Here is a 21,518-nt window from a genome sequence, read left to right as displayed (position 1 = left end):
ATCGTGCTCGGACCCAACCGATACGGCAAAGCGGAGACCCGGCTCGTCCGGGTGTTCCGCAACGGTGACACCCACGGCCTGGTCGACCTCAACGTCAGCGTCGCCCTCTCCGGCGACCTGGAGGCCACCCACGCCACCGGCGACAACTCCGGCGTTCTTCCGACGGACACGATGAAGAACACCGTGTACGCCTTCGCGAAGGAGCACGGAGTCGGTGAACCGGAGGAGTTCGCGCTCCTGCTGGCCCGGCACTTCGTCGGCAGCCAGCCTCAGGTGCACGGCGCCAAGGTGTCGATCGAGTCGTACGCGTGGGACCGGCTCGGGCCGCACTCTTTCTCGAAGCGTGGCGATTACACGCGTACTGCCGTGGTGGACGTGCAGTCTGCTGGCACTCAGGTGGTTTCCGGGGTTACCGGGCTGACACTGCTGAACTCGACGGCGTCGGAGTTCCACGGGTTTCCCCGGGACAAGTACACGACGCTGCCGGAGACGACCGACCGGATCCTCGCCACGGCGGTGGACGCTCGGTGGCGGCATGGTGGCGACACCACTGACTGGGCGGCATCGTTTGCCGGAGCGCTAGAAGCCCTTAAAAGCGGATTTGTCGCGACTTATAGCTATTCGTTGCAGCAGACGCTCATGGCGATGGGCACCCGGGTGCTGACCGAGCGGGACGAGATCGCCGAGGTGCGGCTGACGCTGCCCAACAAACATCACTACCTCGTCGATCTGTCGCCGTTCGATCTGACGAACGAGAACGAGGTGTTCATCGCGGGGGATCGGCCCTATGGGCTGATCGAGGGCTCGGTAGTGCGGGATGACGCTCCGGCGGCCGTTGCGGAGTGGTGGCTGTGATCATTATTGAGAACGTCGCGGTGGCCACGGTGGATGCCGCGGGCACTGAGTTCACCGACGGCCACGTGGTGATCAGCGAGGACGGCCGGATCTCGGCTGTCGGTGCGGGTCGCTATGGCGACATTTACGACAAATCCGAAAAATCGCGGCAGGATGCTCTGCGGGTTGTCGACGGCACCGGCTGCCTCGTCACCCCGGGGCTGGTGAACTCGCACCACCACCTCTACCAGTGGGCGACCCGCGGCCTCGCGCTCGACGACACCCTCTTCGGCTGGCTCACCACGCTCTACCCGATCTGGGGCCGGCTCGACGCCGACGTGGTCGGCGCGGCGGCCGGCGCCGGTCTCGGCTGGCTGGCGCTCTCCGGCTGCACCACCTCGATGGACCACCACTACGTCTTCCCCCGTGAGGGCGGCGACGTCCTGGAAGCCGAGATCCTGGCGGCTCGTCGCATCGGGCTCCGGTTCCACCCGACCCGCGGCTCGATGGACCTGAGCCAGAAGGACGGCGGCCTCCCGCCGGACAACGTGGTCGAGGAGACCGACGAGGCCCTCGCCGCCACCGAGGCAGCGATCGACCGCTGGCACGACCCGTCGCCGGACTCGATGCTGCAGATCGCGGTGGCGCCGTGCTCGCCGTTCTCGGTCACCACCCGTCTCATGGAGGAGGCGGCGGTGCTGGCGCGGCGTAAAGGCGTACGGCTGCACACCCACCTCGCCGAGACCGACGACGAGGAGGCGTTCTGCCAGGACCGCTTCGGCTGCACCCCGACCGAGTACGCGGAACGCGTCGGCTGGCTCGGTGACGACGTCTGGCTGGCCCACGGTGTGCATTTCGACGACTCGGCGATCAAGAAACTGGGCGCTACCGGAACCGGGATCGCACACTGCCCCAGCTCGAATGCTCGGCTGGGTGCGGGGTCGGCGCGCGTACGGGAACTGCTGGACCACCGCGTACCTGTCGGTCTCGGTGTCGACGGCGCCGCGTCGCAGGAGTCCTCACGCCTGTCCGACGAGTTGAAGCAGGCGCTCTACACGGCCCGGCAGCGCGGCGGCCCGAAGTCGATGACCGCCCGGGAGACGCTGCGGATGGGCACCATGGGCGGTGCACAGTGCCTGGGCCGGCAGAACGACATCGGCTCGATCGAGGTGGGCAAGCTGGCCGACCTGGTGCTGTGGCGGCTCGACGGCCTCGGTCATGAGGGCATCGACGACAAGGTGGCGGCGCTGGTCTTCGGCCCGCCGGCGCCGGTCGAACTGGCCCTGGTCGGTGGCCGGCCGGTGGTGGAGCGGGGTGAGCTCGTCAACGTGGACGAGGAGATCCTGACCCGGGAGGCGCGGCGGGCGCATCGCAAGCTGCTGCCCAGTTAACGGTATACCGCTAAAGGCCGCATGATCCCGGTGCCCGTGCGGAAGCATGAGCGTGAATAATGCTCGACTACGGTACGGGGGAGTAACCACACCGAGAGGAACCGTCAACGATGACCGAGATCCTGTCCGACGAGGCCGTGGCGTTCGTCGCCGACCTGAACCGGCGATTCCGGCCTCGCCGCAACGAGCTTCTTGAGGCTCGCGCCGCCCGCCGCGCGGAGATCGCGGCCGGCGCCAGCCTTGGCTTCCTCGCGGAGACGGCGGACATCCGTGCCGCCGAGTGGACGGCGCCGCCCGCGCCTGCCGACCTGCAGGACCGGCGCGTCGAGATCACCGGCCCGACCGAGCGCAAGATGACGATCAACGCGCTCAACTCCGGCGCCAAGGTGTGGCTCGCCGACCTGGAGGACGCGAACACTCCGCACTGGTCGAATGTGGTCGACGGCCAGCAGAACCTGTACGACGCGATTCGCCGCACTATTTCGCTGGAAACCGCGAAAAAGACGTATGAGCTGGGCGACGGTCCCTATCCGACGATCGTGATGCGCCCGCGCGGCTGGCACCTCGACGAGCGGCACCTGCCGGTCGACGACGAGCCGGCCGTCGGCGCGCTCGTCGACTTCGGCCTGTACTTCTTCCACAACGCCGCTGAGCTGATTTCTCGTGGGAGCGGGCCGTACTTCTACCTGCCGAAGATGGAGTCGCACAAGGAGGCCGCCCTCTGGAACGACGTCTTCACCTACGCCCAGGAGAAGCTCGGCATCCCGGTCGGCACCATCCGCGCCACCGTGCTGATCGAGACGATCCCGGCCGCCTTCGAGATGGAAGAGATTCTGTACGCGCTCCGGCCGCACATCTCCGGCCTGAACGCGGGCCGCTGGGACTACCTGTTCAGCATCATCAAGTACTTCCGTGACAACCCGAACATGATCCTGCCGGACCGGGCTGCCGTGACGATGACGGCGCCGTTCATGCGCGCGTACTCCGAGCTGCTCGTCTCCACCTGCCACCGCCGGGGCGCGTTCGCGATGGGCGGCATGGCCGCGTTCATCCCGAGCCGCCGCGACCCGGAGGTCAACAAGGTGGCGCTCACCAAGGTTCGCGAGGACAAGGAGCGCGAGGCCGGCGACGGCTTCGACGGCTCCTGGGTGGCCCACCCCGACCTCGTGCCGGTCTGCAAGGAGATCTTCGACCGGGTGCTCGGCGACAAGCCGAACCAGCTGGACAAACAGCGCCCGGACGTCGCTGTTTCCGCGCACGACTTGCTGGGGGTTTCGTCGCTGAAGGCGTCGGTCACCGCGGCCGGCCTGCGCAACAACGTCAACGTCGCGCTCCAATATCTCGAGGCCTGGCTGCGCGGCAACGGCGCGGTCGGCATCCACAACCTGATGGAGGACGCCGCCACCGCGGAGATCTCGCGCTCCCAGGTGTGGCAGTGGATCCACAACGGGGTGCGCCTCGAGGACGGCACCCTGATCACCGCTGAGCTGGTCGGCCGGATCGAGGACGAGGAACTCGCCGCGATCCGCGAGTCGATCGGCGACGAGGCGTGGACCTCCGGCCGCTACGACGACGCCCGCAAGCTGTTCGAGCGGGTCGCCCTTGCGGACGACTTCGCCGACTTCCTCACCAGTGCGGCCTACGACTCGATCGACTGATTTCGTTTTAAGGGTTTAAGGGTTTAAGGAGAACAGTGCGCCTGTCCGATTCTGATTACCAGGAGATCGACGGGCGCCTGGCTGCCCACGACGCGTTCCTCCGGGCTCGATACCCGGGGGAACGCGTCGGCAGGCAGCCGATTCACACCGTCTACGTACCCGCCGACAAGCTGTCCGGGTTCGCCGACTGGGGTGCTCAGACCCTGTCCGCCATGGACGAGCACGATTTCCCGTGGCCGGATCCGACCATCCGGGCGAAGCTCGAACTGGAACCGATCGAAGACCTCCGCGTCGACTTCGAAGACGGTTACGGCGTGCGCGACGACGCCCAGGAGGACGCCGCCGTCCGGCAGGCCGCCCTCCTGCTGGCGAAGGGCCCGAAACCGCCCTTCCTCGGCATCCGGATCAAGTCCCTCGAAGCCGCCACCCGCCACCGCTCGCTGCGTACCCTCGACCTTTTCCTGGACACCTACCAGGAGCTTTTCACCATCACGCTGCCCAAGGTCAGCGGTACCGACCAGGTCGCCACCATGGTCACCCTCTGCGAGAAGCTGGAGCGTGGGTACGGCCTGAGCGCCGGCGCACTCACCTTCGAGATCCAGGTGGAGCTGCCGTCCGCGGTGCTGGCCGCCGACGGCACCGCCACGGTGGCCCGTCTGATCACCGCAGCCGAGGGCCGGTGCACCGGGTTGCACTACGGCACCTACGACTACAGCGCGGCAGCCGGAGTGGCGGCGGCCTACCAGTCGATGGCGCACCCGGCCGCCGACTACGCGAAGGCGGTCATGCAGGCAGCCGCCGCCCAGACCGGGGTACGCCTCTCCGACGGCTCCACCAACGTCCTCCCGGTCGGCTCGTCGGCACAGGTCCGGTCGGCCTGGGAACTGCACCGCAGGTTGGTCCGGCGCTCGCTGGAGCGGGGCTACTACCAGGGCTGGGACCTGCACCCAGCCCAGCTGGCCAGCCGATACGCGGCCACCTATGAGTTCTTCCGGGACGGCCGGGACGTAGCGGTGGAGCGCCTGCACCGTTACCTGAACCGCCAGGAGAGCGGCATCGCCGACGAGCCGGCCACGGCCCGGGCGCTGGCGGGTTACCTGCTGCGCGGCCTGGACTGCGGCGCCCTGGCCGACGCCGGCTTCCCCCGCCCAGAACTGGCTGCCCTGGCCTGACCGCTCTGGCCTGACCGCTCTGGCCTGACCGCTCTGGCCTGACCGCTCTGGCCTGACCGCCCCGGAGATCGTGGCAGGCCAGTTCCCGGTGTCGGTCCCGCTGTCCACTCGAAGCCAGCGTGTTGATTTAGGGTGCGCTCCGCTCTCAGCGTCGACACGCACGCCGCGCGTCAGCTGTCTGTGTCGACTTGAGGTGAGCACAGCGCCCTAAATCAACACGCTTCGGCTTCACACTCGCGCGGTGGTCCTCACTCGCGCGGTGGTGGCTCGCCTGCCGGTCGCGTGTTGCGGGCCACCCGCCCTGGTCACTCGTGTTGCGGGCGATCTGCCCTGGTCACTCTGCCGGGGGTGGTGAGAGGCGGTCGGCCACGATCGTGGGGTCAGCCGCGGCGGCGTAGGAAGAGCTGGCGGGCCACCAGGGCGATGGCACACATGATCAGGATGATGGTGACGCTGCCGATGACGCGGCTGGAGCCTGGCTCGGCGAACCAGTTCGGCACCAGGCTGATCAGCGCCACCGGGTCGAAGATGATCATTCCGAATACGACCACTACGGCGATGGCCAGTGCGCCTACCAGGACGCTCAGCATGACCAGTTGCGGGTCGCGGCCTTCGGCGGGCTCGATTTCCGGCTCTTCCCGGGGCGGGGCGCTGAGATCGATGAGCGGCTCGGCGCTGATCTCACCGGTTGTCTCGCCATCCAGCTCCGCGACGGTCTCGGCCTCGAGCTCCGCGGCCGGCTCGGCCTCTGCCACGGGCTCGGCCTCTGCGGCGGCCGGGGCTTCTGCGACGGGCTTGGCCTCTGCGACGGTCTCGGCCTCTGCGACGGGCTCGGCGGGCTCTTCGGCTGGCTCCGGGTCCTTCGTGGACTCCGGCTCGGCATCGGCCTCCGTCGCCGGGTCGGCGGTGATGTCCGGCTCTGCTGCCAGATCTGCTGGCGGCTCTGCTGGCGCCTCCGCCGTCGGTTCGGTGGCCTCCGGTGTCGGCTCGGTGGCCTCCGGCGGCGTCTCTGCTGCTTCGATGTTCTTCTCGGTCGGTGCCACGCGAACCCCCGTTACTTGATCGTGACGTTGGACCTTAGCGCATGCCTAATTCGGTGTGGGGTCGAACGATCCGCGGTGTCCCCGCGTGCTACCTGTCAACCACGCGGGGAGGCATTCGGTGAGGTATATATCCATCAAGCCACGCAGATCGGAACACATCTGGCAGCGTCCATCGTGGAGCTGCCGGGCATGCGGCCGGGCGTGGCCGTGTGCTCCGGCGCGGGACCATCTGGCCGAGGGGGCCGACCGGGTTTCGCTCGCCATGTACATGTGGGGCAACCTGGATCAAGCCGTGAACGACCTGCCGCGCCGGACGCCGGCCGACCTCTTCGAACAGTTTCTGGGGTGGACCCAGGTCAGGCCGCCGGGACGACCCGGTCCTTCAGCCACGACGGGTCCGGGTTCACGAAACCCTCACCGGCGATCACTACCGTCGGTACGGTCTCGTCACCACCGGTGATCGCGCGAACGGCCGCGGCGCCTTCCGGGTCCTGCCAGATGTCCACCCAGTGGAGGCGGCCGGCGTCGGGGCCGAGGCGGGCGCGCAGCCGCAGGCAGAACGGGCAGCCGGGCCGCCAGTAAACCACCGGACGGCCGTCCAGGACGGCGTCGGCCGCGCGTTCCGGGCGTGGGAAGACGCCTGGTGACACGGCGAGGGCCAGGCCCAGGAAGAGCAACAGCAGGAAGGCGGCGCCCCCGGGGGAACCGTCACCGATCTTCACGGCGGCGACGAGCACGCCACAGATGGTCGCCAGGATCGCGAGCCTCCACCGACGCAACATGGAGCGGGACGCTACACCGCTACCGCGGGTAACGAAATCCCCGGCTGGGCGGATGATCTCTCTTGTGAAACAAACCCCGAATAGGGTCGGGACATGGTTGATCTGGTGGTGCGGTCCCGGCGGGTTCTGACCCCCGAGGGCGAGCGTGCGGCAGCGGTTGTGATCCAAAGCGGGAAGATCGTGGCGATCAGTCCCTACGACGCCGTGATCGCCGACGTGACAGACGACGTCGACCTCGGCGACGACGCGCTGCTGCCCGGCCTGGTGGACACGCACGTGCACGTCAACGAGCCGGGCCGGACCGAGTGGGAGGGCTTCGCGTCCGCGACCCGGGCCGCCGCCGCCGGTGGGGTCACCACGATCATCGACATGCCGCTGAACAGCCTGCCGCCGACGGTGCACGCCGAGGCGCTGAAGATCAAACAGGCGGCCGCGACCGGTCAGATCCACGTCGACGTCGGTTTCTGGGGTGGCGCGATCCCCGGTAATGCCGCCGATCTGCCCGAGCTGCACGCGAACGGCGTCTTCGGCTTCAAGGCGTTCCTCGCCGACTCCGGGGTGCCCGAGTTCCCGCCGGTCGACGCGGACCAGCTGGCCCAGGCCATGCATGTGGTTGACGCGCTGTTCGTGGTGCACGCCGAGGACCCCGAGCACCTTCAGGAGGCGGAGAGTTCGGCCGCGTACTCGGACTTCCTCGCCTCCCGCCCGGCCGACGCCGAACACGCCGCGGTCGCCACCGCGATCGCGGTGGCCCGCGCCGCCGGCCGGCGAGTGCACATCCTTCATCTCTCCGCCGCTTCAGCTCTGCCGCTCATCGCGGCCGCACGAGCCGATGGGGTACGCGTAACCGCCGAAACCTGCCCGCATTACCTGACCCTGGACGCCGAGGCGATCCCGGACGGCGCCACCGAGTTCAAGTGCTGCCCGCCGATCCGGGACTCCGCGAACGCGGATCAGCTCTGGCAGGCCCTGGCCGACGGGCTGATCACCTGCGTGGTGAGCGACCACTCGCCGTGCACGCCGGAGCTGAAACGCCAGGACACCGGTGACTTCGCGGCGGCATGGGGCGGGATCGCCTCGGTGCAACTGGGCCTTCCCGTGATCTGGACCGCAGCTCAAGCCCGTGGGTACACCCTCGCCGACGTGGTGAAATGGATGTCACGCCGTCCCGCCGATCTGGCCGGGCTGCGGCAGAAGGGACGGATCGCTGTCGGCGCCGACGCGGACCTGGTGGCATTCCAGCCGGACGGGGAGTTCACGGTCGACGCTCACGCACTGCACCACAAGAACCCGGTCACCCCGTACGCGGGAAGGGTCTTGAAGGGTGTCGTGGGCAGGACCTGGCTGCGCGGCAGCGCGGTGACCGGCGACCAGCCGGGCGGCCGTTTCCTTCTCCGTGGCGCAGGCGCGGAGTAGAGGAGATTTGATGGACGAATTCACCGGGCTACCGGACCTGGCATCGCGCGCTTTCGGCGGTGGGGTGGTCTACGCCAACGACGAGTTCTTCGCAGCGGCGGACCACCTGGTCCTGCCGGCACCGGCGGGGCACGCGCCGAAGACGTTCGACCACAAGGGACAGGTCTACGACGGCTGGGAGACCCGTCGCCGCCGCGAGGCCGGCCACGACTTCGCGCTGGTCCGGCTCGGTGCGCCCGGCATCGTCCACGGCGTCGACATCGACACCTCGTTCTTCACCGGCAACTACCCGCCGGCCGCGTCGGTCGAGGCGACGTCGATCGAGGGATACCCCGGCAAGGACGAGCTGGAAGCGGCCGAGTGGACCGAGCTGGTCCCGCGCTCCGAGCTCAAGGGCGACGGCAGCAACCTGTTCGCGGTCGCCGACCGGCAGCGCTGGACCCACGTCCGCCTGCGCATCTTCCCGGACGGCGGGGTGGCCCGGCTGCGGGTGTACGGCGAGGTGGTGCCCGACCCGGCGCTGCTGCCGAAGACGTTCGACGTGGCCGCCGCGCAGTACGGCGCGACAGTGGTCGACTGCAGCAACATGTTCTACGGCCACCCGCAGCGGATGCTGATGCCCGGCCTCGCGCAGAACATGGGCGACGGCTGGGAGACGTCCCGGCGCCGCGACGACGCCAACGACTGGATCATCGTGAAGCTGGCGGCGCCGGCCGTGCTGCGCTTCGCCGACCTGGACACCAGCCACTTCAAGGGCAACGCGCCCGGTGCGGCACGGCTGACCGGCCGGGACGAGCGGACCGGGTCCGAGGAGTGGACCGAGCTGCTGCCCCGGGTGGTGCTGCGGCCGGACACCCCGCACCGGTTCAAGATCGAGAAGGCGCCCGCGGTGACGCATGTGCGGCTGGACATCTTCCCTGATGGCGGGATGGCTCGGCTGCGTCTGCTGGGTGACGCCGACCGGGGTTACCTGAAGGCCAGAATGGCTGAGTGAGAACCGTTTCGCTGGTCCTGGCCGACCCCTCCGGCGCTGTGCTCGGGGCCCTGCCGCCTTTCCAGGTGGTCACCCCGTGGTGGCAGGAGGTCGCGGAGGTCGTTGCCAAGGCCGGCGTCGAGGTCACCGTGCTGCGGCTGCTGCACGGTGACCGCCCGGCCCCGCCGGGTGGGCACGTGACATATCTGGCGTCGACCTCCGCTCGACCGGCCGGTCTTTCTCCCGTCGAGGTCGATCTCGGCGATCACCCGCTGCGGGCGCCCTACGCCGAGTTCGGTGGGCCGGCCGCGTCGCTGGCCTGGGCGGCCGGTGCGCTGGATCGGATCGGGCTCGGCGGCGCGGTTCCGGTGCAGCAGCGGACCTGGAATCTCTCCGCGATCTGGCGGTTCGACCTGCCGGAGGACGGTAGACCGGTGGCCTGGCTCAAGCAGGTCCCGCGGTTCTTCGCGCACGAGCCGGCCGTGCTGCGGATGGTCGACGCGATGACGCCAGGCCTGGTGCCCTACGTCCTGGCGGCCGGTGATCAGGGGCGGACGCTGCTGGCGCACGTGCCGGGGGAGGATCGGTACGGCGCCGGGCCGTCGTTGTGTGCCGAGGTGGCTGCCGCTTTTCATCCGGTGCAGGCGCATTTCGCCGGGCGGGTGGGTGAGTTGCTGGCGGCGGGTGTGCCGGACTGCCGAGTCGTGGATCTCGACCGAATAAATCCCTTCATTGACGAAATATCCGGCCTGGGCGCTTTTCTTGACGGCCTACCGGATCGGCTGGCCGCTGTCGCCGATTGCGGTCTGCCGGACACCCTCATTCACGGCGACCTTCACCCGGGCAACGTGCGGACCAGCCCCGACGGCTCCCTCACGATCGTCGACTGGGGTGACTCCGGCGTCGGCAACCCGGCCTTCGACATCCTGCGGCTCAGCGACGACCCGGGCGTGCTGCGCGACTGGGCCGCCCGATGGCCGGGCTGCGACGCGCTGCGGGCCATCGAGCTGCTGCGCCCGGTCGCGGCGCTGCGGTCGGCGATCACCTACGCCGGTTTCCTCGCGAGGATCGAGCCGGCCGAGTGGCCGTACCACGCCGGCGACGTCGAAGCGGCGCTGCATGACGCCGCGGCCGCAGCCACTGTCGCCTAGCGAGCGGCTGCGCTGGTCGCCTAGCAAGTGGCTGCGCTGGTCGCCTAGCGAGCGGCTGCGCTGGTCGCCTAGCGAGCGGCTGCGCCTCACGGCGACGCCGCCGCGCTCTAGCCGCGCAGCTGCACCAGCTCGTGGTGGTCGTCGAACGGCAGGTCGCCGGCGGCCACCGCGAGGATCTCGGTACGCGGCAGGGTGAGCATGCCGGACAGCGTCGTCGCGAGGGCTGTGTCGGCGGCGTCCCGGCCGGTCACGATCCGCATCAGCGTCTGCCGAGGTGCGAGCCGGGTGGCATCCCAGACGGTCCAGCGGCCGTCGATCGCGGCCTCGGCCACCAGGTGGAAGTCCATCGGGGACAGGCCGGGCGCGTACACCGCGGCGACCCGGGCCGGGATGTCGCAGGCCCGGCAGAGCGTCACCACGAGGTGGGCGTAATCGCGGCACACCCCGGCGCCGGCCAGCAGGGTGTCGACCGCGTCGGTGGTCGGCCCGCTCACCCCGCCCTGGTACGCGAGATGCCCGAACACCCAGTCGGTGATCGCCCGCACCGTGGCGGCGGTGTCGTCGCCGAAGCCACCGAACCGGCTCAGGGCAAAACCGCCGAGCCGGTCCGACGGGCAGTACCTGCTCGGGCGCCCGGCGAGGATCCGGTCGACGTCGCTCACCGGGGGTGGCGGATCGCCGAGGGGGACTGTTGCTTCGTACGTGACGGTCAGGATGCCTTTCGGTACGCGTACCAAATGTTGCCGTCCTGGAATCTCGCGGACCGGAACGTCGGCGCTCAGGGTGAGTTTTTCTGTCGCGGGCGAAGCCGCGGCGATCTGCAACGCGATCTCCGCGGGCTCGGTGACGTCGAATTCCAGAGTGCAACCAACCAGTGCGGCATCCACGATTCTCACCGTATCGGCGGCAGGTTTCGTACGGTGTCATTCATGGAGGACGCCCGCAGGCACTACCTCGACCTGATCCGTCACGACGGTGTGCGGCTGTCACCCGCGCTGGCGAAGGCGTTCGGCGCGGTGCCGCGGGAAGTTTTCGTGCCGGAGGGCTTCCATCGCCGGGACGGGCGGCTCGTGCTGCCGGCGGATCCCGAGTTCCTGCGCGCGGTCTACAGCAACGACGTGCTGGTCACCAAGCTGCGCGGGCAGAAACCGATCAGCTCCTCCAGCCAGCCGTCGCTGATGGCCGTGATGATCGAGGCGCTGGACGTGCGGCCCGGTCAGCGGATTCTCGAGATCGGCGCCGGCACCGGGTACAACGCTGCGCTGCTCGCCACGCTCGGCGCCGAGGTCACGACCGTGGACGTGCAGGACGACGTCGCGGATCGGGCGCGCACAGCACTTGCCCGAGCCGGGATCACCGGGGTACGCGTGGAGACCGGCGACGGGTACACCGGTGGGCCGGACGGCCGTTATGACCGGATCATCGTGACGGTCGGCGTGGCCGGGATCTCGCCGCACTGGATGAACCGGCTGGTCCGGGACGGCCGGATCGTCGCGCCGGTCGAGCACGCCGGAATGCATCCGGTTCTCACGGCCGTGCCGGCGGGGGAGTTGTCGGTGGTGTGCCCGGCCGGGTTCATGAGCGCCGCCGGGCCGCTTGCCGCTCGGCATCCGGGCAGTCATCCGGCGCCGCCGGGTTCGCCGCTGACCGGGCTGGAACAGGTGGTGGCGCCGCGCTGGGGCGCTCCGCTGGAGGCGATGGCTTACCGGGATCTGTGGTTCGCGGCGGGTGCGTGGAATCGGCAGGTCACCTACGCCACGGTGCCGGGGCGGGAACAGAGTCTGCTCGCGGTGGTCTCCGATTCGTCGTGCGCGGTGGTGCTTCCGGACGGCGCGATCCTCGCCTCCTCGGAGCAGGCGTCCGAAGTCGCGCTCGCTCTCAGCGATCGCTGGTGGACGCATGGCCGGCCGCCGATGAGCGCCTGGCGGGCCGCTCTCGAACCGGCCGGGCCTCTGCTCGTGCCACGGACGTGGCGGCTGCACCGCCCGTAAGCTGCGGAGATGGACATCTCCGTCGTCGCTGCCAGCGAGGCGACCTGGTCCGACCTTCAAAAGATCTTGGGTACGCGCGGAGAGCCGGCCCGCTGCCAGTGCCAGTGGTTCAAGATCACAGCCGCCGAGTGGGGTTCGGTTCCGGTGCCGGAGCGCTCGCGGCGGTTGCGGGCGCAGACCGCGGCCGGCAGTGGTCTTGTCGCTTATGCGGATGGTGAGCCGGCCGGGTGGTGCGCCGTCGAACCCCGGACGGTTTACCCACGGCTGTCCACGGCCCGGGTTCCGTGGGCCGGGCGCGACGAGAACCGGCTGGATCCGGCGGTGTGGGCGGTGACGTGTTTTGTCACGCGTACCGGATATCGGCGTCGCGGGGTGAGCCGTGCGCTGGTCGCGAGTGCTGTCTTTTTCACCATGTGCCTTCGCGGCGGTCGCGCCACGGGCGGCCGTCCGGGTCGTAGACCATGCGGTACGCCGGCACCGCCCAGAACCGCTGGTACCACGGCATCTTCTTGGTCTCGTGCGGCACCAGCCGGCCCGGCGGGCGCGGACCCTTCTCCCCGCCGAGATGCCAGTCGCGCAGCCGGTCGGCCGTCTCGGTCACCGCCCGCACCGCGTCGAGCGGGTCGAGCAGGTCCGCGTCGTCACCGTCCGCCCGGTCCAGGTGCTCGCGCAGCAGCGACAGGCGCAGCTCCCGGGGAAACCGCCGCGCCTCGTCACCGAGCCCCGCCGGATCCCGGGGAGCCCGGCCGTCGCGGGTACCGTCCAGCGTCGCGCAGGACAACTCGCTGTCGTGCGTCCACGAACGACGGTTGAAGTTGTCGCTGCCGACACTGCTCCACACGTCGTCGATGACGCAAACCTTGGCGTGCACGTAGATCGGCGTACCCACGTGGTTTTCCAGATCGAAGACGTGGACCCGGTCGCCGGCGGCTTTACGGCAGAGGTCGATCGCCTGCTCACGGCCGACCTGGTTCGGTGGCAGCGCGAACCTGCCGTCCACGTCCGGATATCGGGGGACCACTGCGATCAGGTGCAGTTCCGGGTGCTCCCGCATCGCCTCGGCGAACAGCTGGGCGACCTCCTTCGACCAGAGATACTGGTCCTCCAGGTAGATCAGCCGGCGCGCCCGGTGGATCGCCTTGGTGTACCCCCGGGCCACGGTGCGCTCACCCAGCTTCGCGAACCCGTACGCCGGCCGCATCGCCGGATAGGTACGCAGCACCTGGACCGTCATCTCGCCGGCCGGCGGCGGGTCCGGCGGCTGCGGCGGCAGCCGGTCGGCGCGCATGTCCTCGTGCCGGAGCATGTCGGTGGCGGTGGAGATCGGGCCGTGCTGATCGAGCGGGGCCGGATCGTTCCAGCGCTCCCGGAACGAGAGGTCCAGGGTGCCGACGACCGGGCCCTTCAACGCCAGCTGGATGTCGTGCCAGGGCGGATTCGATCCGTACGCCCCGGCCATCGACACCGCCTGCGGGTCGCCGTGGTGCTGGTCGTCGTCGCGGCGGCTGTGACACAGGTCGATGCCGCCGGCGAACGCGACGTCCAGCTCCTCCCGGCCGGGATGCCGGAGGACCACGAGTTTCTGGTGGTGCGAGCCGCCCCGGCGTACCCGCTGGTCGAGCAGCACCTCGCCGCCACCGGCCTCGATGTCGTCACTGAGGGTGCGGTTCTCCTCCTCGCTGTACGCGAGTTTGTCCACATGAGAACGCCACAGCAGGCCCTTGACGATCACGCCACGCTTGGCCGCGCCGGCGAAGAGCTCGGCGATCGTGGGGCCGTCGTCCCGCAGCCGCTCGTCCGGGTCCCCCCGCCAGTCGGTGAAGAAGAGGTGATCACCCGGTTGGAGGGCTTCCACTTCCGAGGCCAACCGATCGAAGTACCTTTGCCCGTGAATTAATGCTTCGACGGTGTTTCCCGTGTTCCATGTGGGTATGGAGGTGTCCGGGTTGCCGCGCTCAGCAGCGGTGAGAAGCCATTCTTGCGGCGGCACTGCAGCCCCTCCGAGGTCGACGACGCCCTCACCGTAAGCCTCCTGACCGCCGCCCGCACGCGGAGCGGCGACCCCCCCTTCGCACGGAGGAACAGATCACATGAGCGCTGAGCCGCTGGTCACCACGAGTGTCACCGACACTACCGAATCCACCGAGCGGGGCCTGCTCATCGCAGTCCTGCTCCTGGTCCTCGCGGGGACAGCCGCCATCCTCATGACAATGCCCTGACCGCCGATCGGACCCTCAGCGCGGTTCGCGCCGCCGCCCGCCCGGCCCCGTTTGCCGGGCGCAGGACGTCGCGCTCCCGGCGTCCGAGGGGCTGGGCCGTGTTCTTTCGCAGACTTCGGCGCCCGTTGTGGATGTGACTACCCCACAACGGGTGTGACACTGCCTCGGCTCCGCAGGCCCAGGGGTGACTCGACTGCCTGCGCAGTGTCACTCATTGTCATGGCGGCGCCGGGTTGGCGGCAGATGGCGGGGAGCCGCTGGGCTTCGGACCCGGGCGGCCGTCAGCACACCGTGTGCCCGTGGCCCTGTTGATGCCCGGCTGTCGGTTGATCAGAGGGGTGGATGACAGCGCGCACCGCTCCGGCGGGCCTCGCACCTCATCTTGTGAGCTTCCGCCCGTCGTCCGACCGCATCCTCACAAGATCTGCGCCGGGGGCCGAGGGTGACGCTGAGCCGCGTGAAATCGGGTCGTTCGGGCGAAATACGAATGTGGGCGCTCGACTTTCGCCATTGTGCGGCGCTGCGTCAGGTCACAGGACAGGTCGGGTCGCAGGGTCGGGTCGGGTCGCAGGGCAGGTCGGGTCGCAGGGTGGGTCAGGTCGCACACAACGCCATCGTGTGCCCGGGTCTACGCCCTGGCCGTGGTGAGGTCACACAGACCGCAACCGTGCGATCTCGTCTACGTCGAACCGGGCATATGTGCGCTCTTGTCCCCGCGCCCCGCGCCACGCGCCACGCGCCCCGCGCCACGCGCCACGCGCCACGCGCCACGCGCCACGCGCCACGCGCCACGCGCCACGCGCCACGCGCCACGCGCCACGCGCCACGCGCCACGCGCCACGCGCCACGCGCCACGCGCCACGCGCCACGCGCCACGTAGCTCCGGGCCCACGGTGGGCTTCCGTCCTGTTTCTCGGTAGCCCAAACCCGCCTTGGTAGCCGGCCTTGATCAGCCGAATCTCGGCTTCGCATCGGCATGCTCAAATGGCGAAACTCGCGCGCCCTCGGACGCCTCGGTCGACTCGTCCGGACGCTACCTGCCAAGATCGCAGTAAGCTCGTGTCCCGCAGCGGGAGCACCCCACCCGGCGCCGGCGAGCACTCAGCCCCGCGCCCCGCGGCGGCGGGCACCCAGCCCCGCGCCCCCGCGCCGACAAGCACTCAGCCCCGCCCGCGCCGGTGAGCACCCTCGCGGCGGCGAGCACCCCGGCCCGGCGACCCGGGGCGGCGAGCACCCCGGCCCGGCGACCCGGGGCGGCGAGCACCCCGGCCCGGCGACCCGGGGCGGCGAGCACCCCGGCCCGGCGACCCGGGGCGGCGAGCACCCCGGCCCGGCGACCCGGGGCGGCGAGCACCCCGGCCCGGCGACCCGGGGCGGCGAGCACCCCGGCCCGGCGACCCGGGGCGGCGAGCACCCCGGCCCGGCGACCCGGGGCGGCGAGCACCCCGGCCCGGCGACCCGGGGCGGCGAGCACCCCGGCCCGGCGACCCGGGGCGGCGAGCACCCCGGCCCGGCGACCCGGGGCGGCGAGCACCCCGGCCCGGCGACCCGGGGCGGCGAGCACCCCGGCCCGGCGACCCGGGGCGGCGAGCACCCCGGCCCGGCGACCCGGGGCGGCGAGCACCCCCGGTCCGGCGAGCATCCCCGGTCCGGCGAGCACCCCCGGTCCGGCGAGCATCCCCGGTCCGGCGAGCACCCCCGGTCCGGCGAGCATCCCCGGTCCGGCGAGCACCCCCGGTCCGGCGAGCATCCCCGGTCCGGCGAGCACCCCCGGTCCGGCGACCCGCGGCGGTGGGCGCTCAACCCCGTACCCAGGAATTTCAGTTTTGAAGTTTCAGATTTTAAGTAGTATGCTTCGGGGCATGGCCGAACCGCTCAGCGCGACCCAGTTGCAGCACTGGCGCACCTTTCTCGAAAGCTCCTGGGCACTGCACACCCGCCTTGAGGACGAGTTGCGCGCCGCGACCGGGCTGAGCATGAACGATTACCACGTCATGGTCGAGCTGGCTGACGCCCCTGACCGGCGGATTCGGATGGGCGAGCTCGCGAGCCGCCTCGTGCTCTCGCCGAGCCGGGTCACCTATCAGATCAACTCAATGATCAAACGCGGTCTTGTTCGCAAGGAGAGCTGCCCCGACGACGGGCGCGGCCAGGAGGCGGTGCTCACCGAGACGGGGCTGCAGACGCTGCGTGACGCCGCCCCGGCGCACCTCGCGACCGTGCGCGAGAGCTTCATCGATCATCTGGACGACGAGGAGCTGGCCGTGGTCGGCCGCGTCTTCGCCAAGATCAGGAAGGTGTGAATCATGCCCGCCATCACCGTTGAAGACGTCCTCGTCCTGCCGCGCCTGCCCCGGCTCGACCCGATGACCGATTTCCGCCCCGTTCGCCGGCTCACCACCGCTCCACAGGGTTTCGAGGGTGAGGGATTCCCGGTGCGGCGCGCGTTCGCCGGGGTGCCCCTGACCGAACTTGATCCCTTCATCCACCTGGACCAGATGGGCGAGGTCGACTACGCGCCGGGCGAGCCGAAAGGCACCCCGTGGCACCCGCACCGCGGGTTCGAGACGGTCACCTACATGATCGACGGCATCATGGACCATCAGGACTCGCTGGGTGGCGGCGGCTCGATCAGCAACAGCGACACGCAGTGGATGACGGCCGGCGCGGGGATTCTGCACATCGAGGCCCCGCCCGAGCACCTGGTGATGAGTGGCGGACTTTTCCACGGCCTGCAACTCTGGGTGAACCTGCCGAAGCGCGCCAAGATGCTCGACCCGAAATATCAGGACATCCGGGGAAAGCAGGCGGCCCTCCTGACCACCCCCGACGGCGGCGCGCTGATCCGCGTCATCGCCGGTGAGGTCGCCGGGCACGTCGGGCCGGGCTCCACCTATACCCCGATCAATCTGGCCCACGTCACCATGCAGCCCGGCTCCCGCCTCGACCTCCCGTGGCAGCCCGATTTCAACGCGCTCGTTTACGCCCTCTCCGGCGAGGGCTGGGTCGGCACCGACCTGCGTCCGATCACTCTCGGACAGCTCGCCACGCACGGCCCTGGCGATGCGATCCGCGTCGAGGCGAAGACCGAACTCGACCTCTTCATCATGGGCGGCCAGCCGATCCGCGAGCCGATCGCGCATTACGGCCCGTTCGTGATGAACACCCGCGACGAGCTCAAGCAGGCCTTCGAGGACTTCCAAAAAGGCCGCCTCGGCACTGTCCCGGCCACCCGCCTCCCGCACACCGACTGACGATGGCCGATCAGGGCGGTCCGCTTGCGCTCCCTTATTCGGTACGCGCAAACGGCCGCCCTTGACTAACCTCGCGACGTGCAGATCCGCCAAGCGACACCCGGCGACGCCGCTGAGCTGGTTCGTCTCCGTGCTGTCATGCTCCAGAGCTTTCCGCAGCCCGACTGGAACGACGACTGGCGCGAGCCGGCCAGAAAAACCCTGGTCAGACGCCTGTCCGAGCCGGAGCCCACGATGGCCGCGTTCGTCGTGGACCGCACCGGCGGGGCAGGCGGCGGCACAGGTCTCGCCGCCTGCGCCGTCGGCATCATCGAGGAGCGGCTGGGAAACCCCGGCAACCCGGGCGGCCTGGTCGGTTACGTCTTCAGCGTGGTCACCGACCCCGACCACCGACGCCAGGGATATTCGCGCGGCTGCATGACCGCGCTGCTCGGCTGGTTCCGCTCACGTGGCGTCGGCGCTGTCGACCTGCGGGCATCGCAGGACGGCGAGCCGATGTACGAATCGCTCGGCTTCCGCCGCACCGCCGACCCGGCGATGCGGCTCCGCGTCACCTAGGAAACGTGAGTCTCACGCCGCCCGGGATTCCAGGGAGCTGGTCAGGTCGGCGCGCAACCCGGCCGGATCGGCACCCAGCTCGGTGAGAACCAGCATCGCCAGCCCCTGCCCCTCGCGCAGGATGCCGAGCAGAATGTGCTCCCGCGCGATGTAGTTGTGCTTGAGCCGCAGCGCCTCCCGCAGCGAGAGCTCGAGGACCTTCTTGGCGCGCGGCGAGAACGGGATGTGCCCGCTGCCCGCCGAGAACCGTCCGAAGATCCCCCTCTTCTTCGGCGCGGGATGGGGCAGCCGCAGCGAGCCTGCCCCGAAATTCTCCTCGATCGCGGCCCGGACCGCCTCCAGGTCGATGCCGATCGCCTTGAGCGCCGCAGCGTCCTCGGCGTCGCGATCGGCGAGGGCGGCGGCCTCGGTGGTGTGGTCGCCGACGTGCCGGACGATCGCGTCCCGGACCTGGTGCCGGTCGGCGCCGGCGTCACGCAGCAGGGTGGCGACACCGCTCTGCTCGTCGCTGGTCAGCGCGAGCAGCAGGTGCTCGGTGCCGATCGTGGTGTGGCCCAGCTCGCGGGCCTCCTCCTGGGCGAGAACGACGGCGGTGCGGGCGCCCTTGGTGAATCGCTCGAACATGTCAGCCCTCCCGTGGGTCCTGCATCGGCATCAACCTGGCGTGTTTCTTGTGGACGCCCTGCCGGGTCACCTCGAGGGCGTCGGCGATCTCCTGCCAGGACCATCCCTTGGCGCGGGCGTTGGCGACCTGGAGATGCTCGAGGCCCTCCAGGAGACGGCGGAGCGCCACGACCGCGCGGAGGCCGACCCGGGGGTCGGTGCTGCCGGCGGCGGCGGCGAGGTCGGTCGCTTCGGTCATGCTGTCAACGTACGTTGACACGTGGCCCGGTGTCAACTTTGGTTGACGTCGAGGGTAAAAGAAAACCGGCCCGAGGGCCGGTTCGCTCTTATCGAAAATCCGTTCACTCCCAGGCGGGAAGCGTCCCCAGCGACACGGTGAGTTCGACCGGGTGGAGCACCGGCGCGGCCACCGTGAAACGCGCGCCCCACGGGTCGCGCAACTCGGCGAAGGCGCTCAGCCCCGCCTCGGCCGGCTCGGAGATGATCGCTCCGCCCAGCCGCTCGCAGAGGTCGGCCGCCTCTTCGATGTCAGCGACCTGGAAAGCCGCACGCCACCACGCGCCGCGGAAGCCGGCCGCCAGCCCGGCGATCGCGTCGTGCCCGTGGTTCAGCCACTCGCCGGTGCCGAACTCGTGACGCAGCAGCCACCCGAACGCGGAGCCGTAGAAGCGGGCCGCGCTGCTCGGGTCATCAGTGATGAGTTCCGGCCACGACATCGTGCCCGGTTCGTCGCGGGTCTGTGCGCCCGCGAAATCGGCCGGTTCCCACAGGCCGATGGTGCCGCCGGCCAGGTCCGCGACGATCGCGCGCCGGCCGCCGTGAGCCTCGGAGGGGCCGCTCAAGCAGTAGCCGCCGGAAAGGGCGACCTGCTCAAGGGTCTCTTCGAGGTCGGGAGTGCTGATGTGCGTGAGCCAGCCGTCGGATCGCTCCGGCGTGCTGCGGGTGAGCCCCGCCACGGCCCGGCCCCCCAGCTTGAACCGATCACCCGCAGACTCCCAGCCAAACAACTCTCCGTAGAACTCCGCAGCCCGTGCGGGGTCCGTACTCGCCAGTTCCACCCAGCAGGGTGTCAAGGGTGCATAGCCTCTGATCCGCATGTGCCGCTCCATGGTGGACATCCCCAGTTACCTGAGCACTCTACGGCACTGAATACGCTTCGTCACCACCGGACGGTTCATTGTCCGGTTTAGAGCAGAAAAGTATTACCTAGCGTGAGCGGTCGAGTGATCCAGGTAACGCATTACGGGCGTCGCGGCGATTCCGTGAAGGACGACCGAACCGACGACCACGAATGCCGCTGTCGCCCATACGAGGTCGGCGCGAGGAAAATTCGCGTGTGTCATTGCGTACGCTAAGTAATAAAAGGATCCGATGCCACGGATCCCGAACGCCGCGATCACCCAGTGTTCCGCCCGGGTGCCCGGTACGCCCCGCAACGAGGCAAAAGCGGCCAGCGGACGGACCAGGAAGATCAGCACGAGACCGGCGCCGGCGGCCTGCCAGGTGAGCGGTGTCAGCAGGCCGCTGACCACCGCGCCGCCGAGCAGCAGCAGTAGGAGGACGGTCAGCAGCCGCTCGGTCTGCTCCGCGAAATCGTGCAGCACCTGGTGGTACTCGTGCGACCGCTCGGCGGCCCGGATCGCCCGCGCAGCGACGAACACCGCCAGGAATCCGTAGCCACCGGCCACCTCTGTCAACCCGTACGCAAGGAACGTGGCAGCGAGAGCGAGGAAGCCCTCGGCGTGGCGGGAGAGTCGCAGCGCGTCGCGCTTCGCGCGGAAGAAGAGCTTGCCGAGCAGCCAGCCGATCAGCGCGCCGCCGGCGACACCCATCAGGCCCTTGTAGAGGACGTCCTTCAGCACCCATTCGCCCAGCCAGCCCGCCGGGTCCAGGCCGTGCGCGGCGATCGCGATGGCGGCGTAGACGAACGGGAACGCCAGGCCGTCGTTCAGGCCGGCCTCACTGGTCAGTGCGAACCGGACCTCGTCCTCCGAGTCCTCCTCGTCGGTCGGCTCACCCACCTGCACGTCCGAGGCGAGCACCGGATCGGTTGGCGCCATCGCCGCGCCGAGCAGCAGTGCGGACGCTGGCACCAGACCGGCCCACCACCAGCCGAGCAGCGCCGTCGCGGCGATCGTCACCGGCATCGCGATGATCAGCAGGCGGCCGGTCGACGCCCACCGGCGGCGGCCGAACGGGCGGTCGATCTTCAGGCCGGCACCCATCAGCGCGACGATCACGCCGATCTCGGTGAGGTGCTCGGTGAGCTTGGCGTGTTCCAGAGGATTGGCGTCCGGCAGGCCGAGGGGTAGTCCGAAGACGAGCAGGCCCAGGGCGAGGAACGCGATCGGCATGGAAAGCGGTCGTCTCTCCAGCAGGCGGGGAAGGACACCGGCGAGCAGAGCGCCCACCCCTACCAGGGCGAACACCACATCGGAGAGCTGCATACGCC

The 21,518-nt window shown here is 69.8% G+C and carries 20 protein-coding genes and 3 pseudogenes; 13 read left to right on the top strand and 10 right to left on the bottom strand.

What is annotated here, in order from left to right; all coding sequences use genetic code 11:
- The first annotated feature begins 3 nt into the window (after positions 1-3).
- The 4 genes from pucL to ACQP2E_RS30000 all read left to right on the top strand — a co-directional run bounded on the left by pucL (position 4) and on the right by ACQP2E_RS30000 (position 5,055).
- On the top strand, positions 4-855 hold the full coding sequence (gene pucL / locus ACQP2E_RS30015) for a factor-independent urate hydroxylase (protein ID WP_433826294.1): 852 nt from the start codon (positions 4-6) through the stop codon (positions 853-855).
- A complete protein-coding gene (locus tag ACQP2E_RS30010; protein WP_433826293.1) occupies positions 852-2,225 on the top strand; it encodes an 8-oxoguanine deaminase in 1,374 nt (457 codons plus the stop codon). Before pucL ends, ACQP2E_RS30010 begins: the two co-directional genes overlap by 4 nt.
- Positions 2,226-2,335: 110 nt before the next feature.
- Positions 2,336-3,883: a malate synthase A gene (gene aceB / locus ACQP2E_RS30005; RefSeq protein WP_433826292.1), complete on the top strand. Its 1,548-nt coding sequence runs from the start codon at positions 2,336-2,338 to the stop codon at positions 3,881-3,883.
- Between the two features lie 35 nt (positions 3,884-3,918).
- Positions 3,919-5,055 carry a DUF6986 family protein gene (locus ACQP2E_RS30000; RefSeq protein WP_433826291.1) on the top strand — a complete coding sequence of 379 codons (1,137 nt, stop codon included), beginning with the start codon at positions 3,919-3,921 and terminating at the stop codon, positions 5,053-5,055.
- Positions 5,056-5,435: 380 nt separating this feature from the next.
- Here ACQP2E_RS30000 and ACQP2E_RS29995 read toward each other — a convergent pair whose 3' ends face one another.
- Positions 5,436-6,098 carry a hypothetical protein gene (locus tag ACQP2E_RS29995; RefSeq protein WP_433826290.1) on the bottom strand — a complete coding sequence of 221 codons (663 nt, stop codon included), beginning with the start codon at positions 6,096-6,098 and terminating at the stop codon, positions 5,436-5,438.
- A 356-nt stretch (positions 6,099-6,454) separates the two neighbouring features.
- Positions 6,455-6,880, bottom strand: a complete 426-nt coding sequence (locus ACQP2E_RS29990) for a glutaredoxin domain-containing protein (protein ID WP_433826289.1) — start codon at positions 6,878-6,880, stop codon at positions 6,455-6,457.
- A gap of 93 nt (positions 6,881-6,973) precedes the next feature.
- Between ACQP2E_RS29990 and allB the strand changes: the two genes are divergently transcribed.
- The 3 genes from allB to ACQP2E_RS29975 are packed head-to-tail and all read left to right on the top strand — an operon-like array spanning position 6,974 to position 10,420.
- Entirely contained in the window at positions 6,974-8,296 is a 1,323-nt protein-coding gene (gene allB / locus ACQP2E_RS29985) for an allantoinase AllB (protein ID WP_433826288.1), read from the top strand.
- 10 nt (positions 8,297-8,306) lie between these two features.
- Positions 8,307-9,290 (top strand): allantoicase, encoded by a 984-nt coding sequence (gene alc / locus ACQP2E_RS29980; RefSeq protein ID WP_433826287.1) that lies wholly within the window; start codon positions 8,307-8,309, stop codon positions 9,288-9,290.
- Positions 9,287-10,420, top strand: coding sequence for a phosphotransferase (locus tag ACQP2E_RS29975; protein ID WP_433826286.1), 1,134 nt, complete (start codon positions 9,287-9,289; stop codon positions 10,418-10,420). The genes alc and ACQP2E_RS29975 overlap by 4 nt, the downstream gene beginning before the upstream one ends.
- Positions 10,421-10,527: 107 nt before the next feature.
- On the opposite strand, the gene ACQP2E_RS29970 is transcribed toward ACQP2E_RS29975, so the two are convergent.
- Positions 10,528-11,307 carry a transglutaminase-like domain-containing protein gene (locus tag ACQP2E_RS29970; RefSeq protein ID WP_433826285.1) on the bottom strand — a complete coding sequence of 260 codons (780 nt, stop codon included), beginning with the start codon at positions 11,305-11,307 and terminating at the stop codon, positions 10,528-10,530.
- Positions 11,308-11,349: 42 nt separating this feature from the next.
- Between ACQP2E_RS29970 and ACQP2E_RS29965 the strand changes: the two genes are divergently transcribed.
- Positions 11,350-12,411, top strand: coding sequence for a protein-L-isoaspartate O-methyltransferase family protein (locus ACQP2E_RS29965; protein WP_433826284.1), 1,062 nt, complete (start codon positions 11,350-11,352; stop codon positions 12,409-12,411).
- 9 nt (positions 12,412-12,420) lie between these two features.
- Positions 12,421-12,753: pseudogene (locus tag ACQP2E_RS29960) on the top strand (GNAT family N-acetyltransferase); the annotation flags it as partial.
- 64 nt (positions 12,754-12,817) lie between these two features.
- Here ACQP2E_RS29960 and ACQP2E_RS29955 read toward each other — a convergent pair.
- On the bottom strand, positions 12,818-14,401 hold the full coding sequence (locus ACQP2E_RS29955) for a phospholipase D family protein (protein WP_433826283.1): 1,584 nt from the start codon (positions 14,399-14,401) through the stop codon (positions 12,818-12,820).
- 100 nt (positions 14,402-14,501) lie between these two features.
- Here ACQP2E_RS29955 and ACQP2E_RS29950 point away from each other — a divergent pair, with 100 nt between their 5' ends.
- Positions 14,502-14,630, top strand: coding sequence for a hypothetical protein (locus ACQP2E_RS29950; RefSeq protein ID WP_433826282.1), 129 nt, complete (start codon positions 14,502-14,504; stop codon positions 14,628-14,630).
- Positions 14,631-15,663: 1,033 nt separating this feature from the next.
- Here the strand turns inward: ACQP2E_RS29950 and ACQP2E_RS29945 are convergent.
- A complete protein-coding gene (locus ACQP2E_RS29945; protein ID WP_433826281.1) occupies positions 15,664-16,398 on the bottom strand; it encodes a hypothetical protein in 735 nt (244 codons plus the stop codon).
- A 94-nt stretch (positions 16,399-16,492) separates the two neighbouring features.
- Between ACQP2E_RS29945 and ACQP2E_RS29940 the strand changes: the two genes are divergently transcribed.
- The 3 genes from ACQP2E_RS29940 to ACQP2E_RS29930 all read left to right on the top strand — a co-directional run bounded on the left by ACQP2E_RS29940 (position 16,493) and on the right by ACQP2E_RS29930 (position 18,442).
- The gene (locus ACQP2E_RS29940; protein WP_433826280.1) at positions 16,493-16,933 is read left to right on the top strand and encodes a MarR family winged helix-turn-helix transcriptional regulator; all 441 of its coding nucleotides are present in this window, start codon (positions 16,493-16,495) and stop codon (positions 16,931-16,933) included.
- Positions 16,934-16,936: 3 nt separating this feature from the next.
- Positions 16,937-17,884 carry a pirin family protein gene (locus ACQP2E_RS29935; RefSeq protein ID WP_433826279.1) on the top strand — a complete coding sequence of 316 codons (948 nt, stop codon included), beginning with the start codon at positions 16,937-16,939 and terminating at the stop codon, positions 17,882-17,884.
- 78 nt (positions 17,885-17,962) lie between these two features.
- A complete protein-coding gene (locus ACQP2E_RS29930) occupies positions 17,963-18,442 on the top strand; it encodes a GNAT family N-acetyltransferase (protein ID WP_433826278.1) in 480 nt (159 codons plus the stop codon).
- A 66-nt stretch (positions 18,443-18,508) separates the two neighbouring features.
- Here the strand turns inward: ACQP2E_RS29930 and ACQP2E_RS29925 are convergent.
- The 5 genes and pseudogenes from ACQP2E_RS29925 to ACQP2E_RS29905 all read right to left on the bottom strand — a co-directional run.
- Positions 18,509-18,814: pseudogene (locus ACQP2E_RS29925) on the bottom strand (Clp protease N-terminal domain-containing protein); the annotation flags it as partial.
- A 111-nt stretch (positions 18,815-18,925) separates the two neighbouring features.
- Positions 18,926-19,066: pseudogene (locus ACQP2E_RS29920) on the bottom strand (Clp protease N-terminal domain-containing protein); the annotation flags it as partial.
- Position 19,067: 1 nt separating this feature from the next.
- Positions 19,068-19,304 carry a hypothetical protein gene (locus ACQP2E_RS29915; protein WP_014446469.1) on the bottom strand — a complete coding sequence of 79 codons (237 nt, stop codon included), beginning with the start codon at positions 19,302-19,304 and terminating at the stop codon, positions 19,068-19,070.
- Positions 19,305-19,407: 103 nt separating this feature from the next.
- Complete coding sequence (locus tag ACQP2E_RS29910; RefSeq protein WP_433826277.1) at positions 19,408-20,022, bottom strand: VOC family protein; 615 nt, start codon at positions 20,020-20,022, stop codon at positions 19,408-19,410.
- Between the two features lie 246 nt (positions 20,023-20,268).
- A complete protein-coding gene (locus ACQP2E_RS29905; RefSeq protein WP_433826276.1) occupies positions 20,269-21,513 on the bottom strand; it encodes a cation:proton antiporter in 1,245 nt (414 codons plus the stop codon).
- Between the last annotated feature and the right edge of the window lie 5 nt (positions 21,514-21,518).

The organism is Actinoplanes sp. CA-015351, from assembly GCF_050955685.1.
In the GTDB taxonomy this organism is placed as follows: domain Bacteria; phylum Actinomycetota; class Actinomycetes; order Mycobacteriales; family Micromonosporaceae; genus Actinoplanes.
This window is presented reverse-complemented; position numbering and strand designations above follow the sequence as displayed.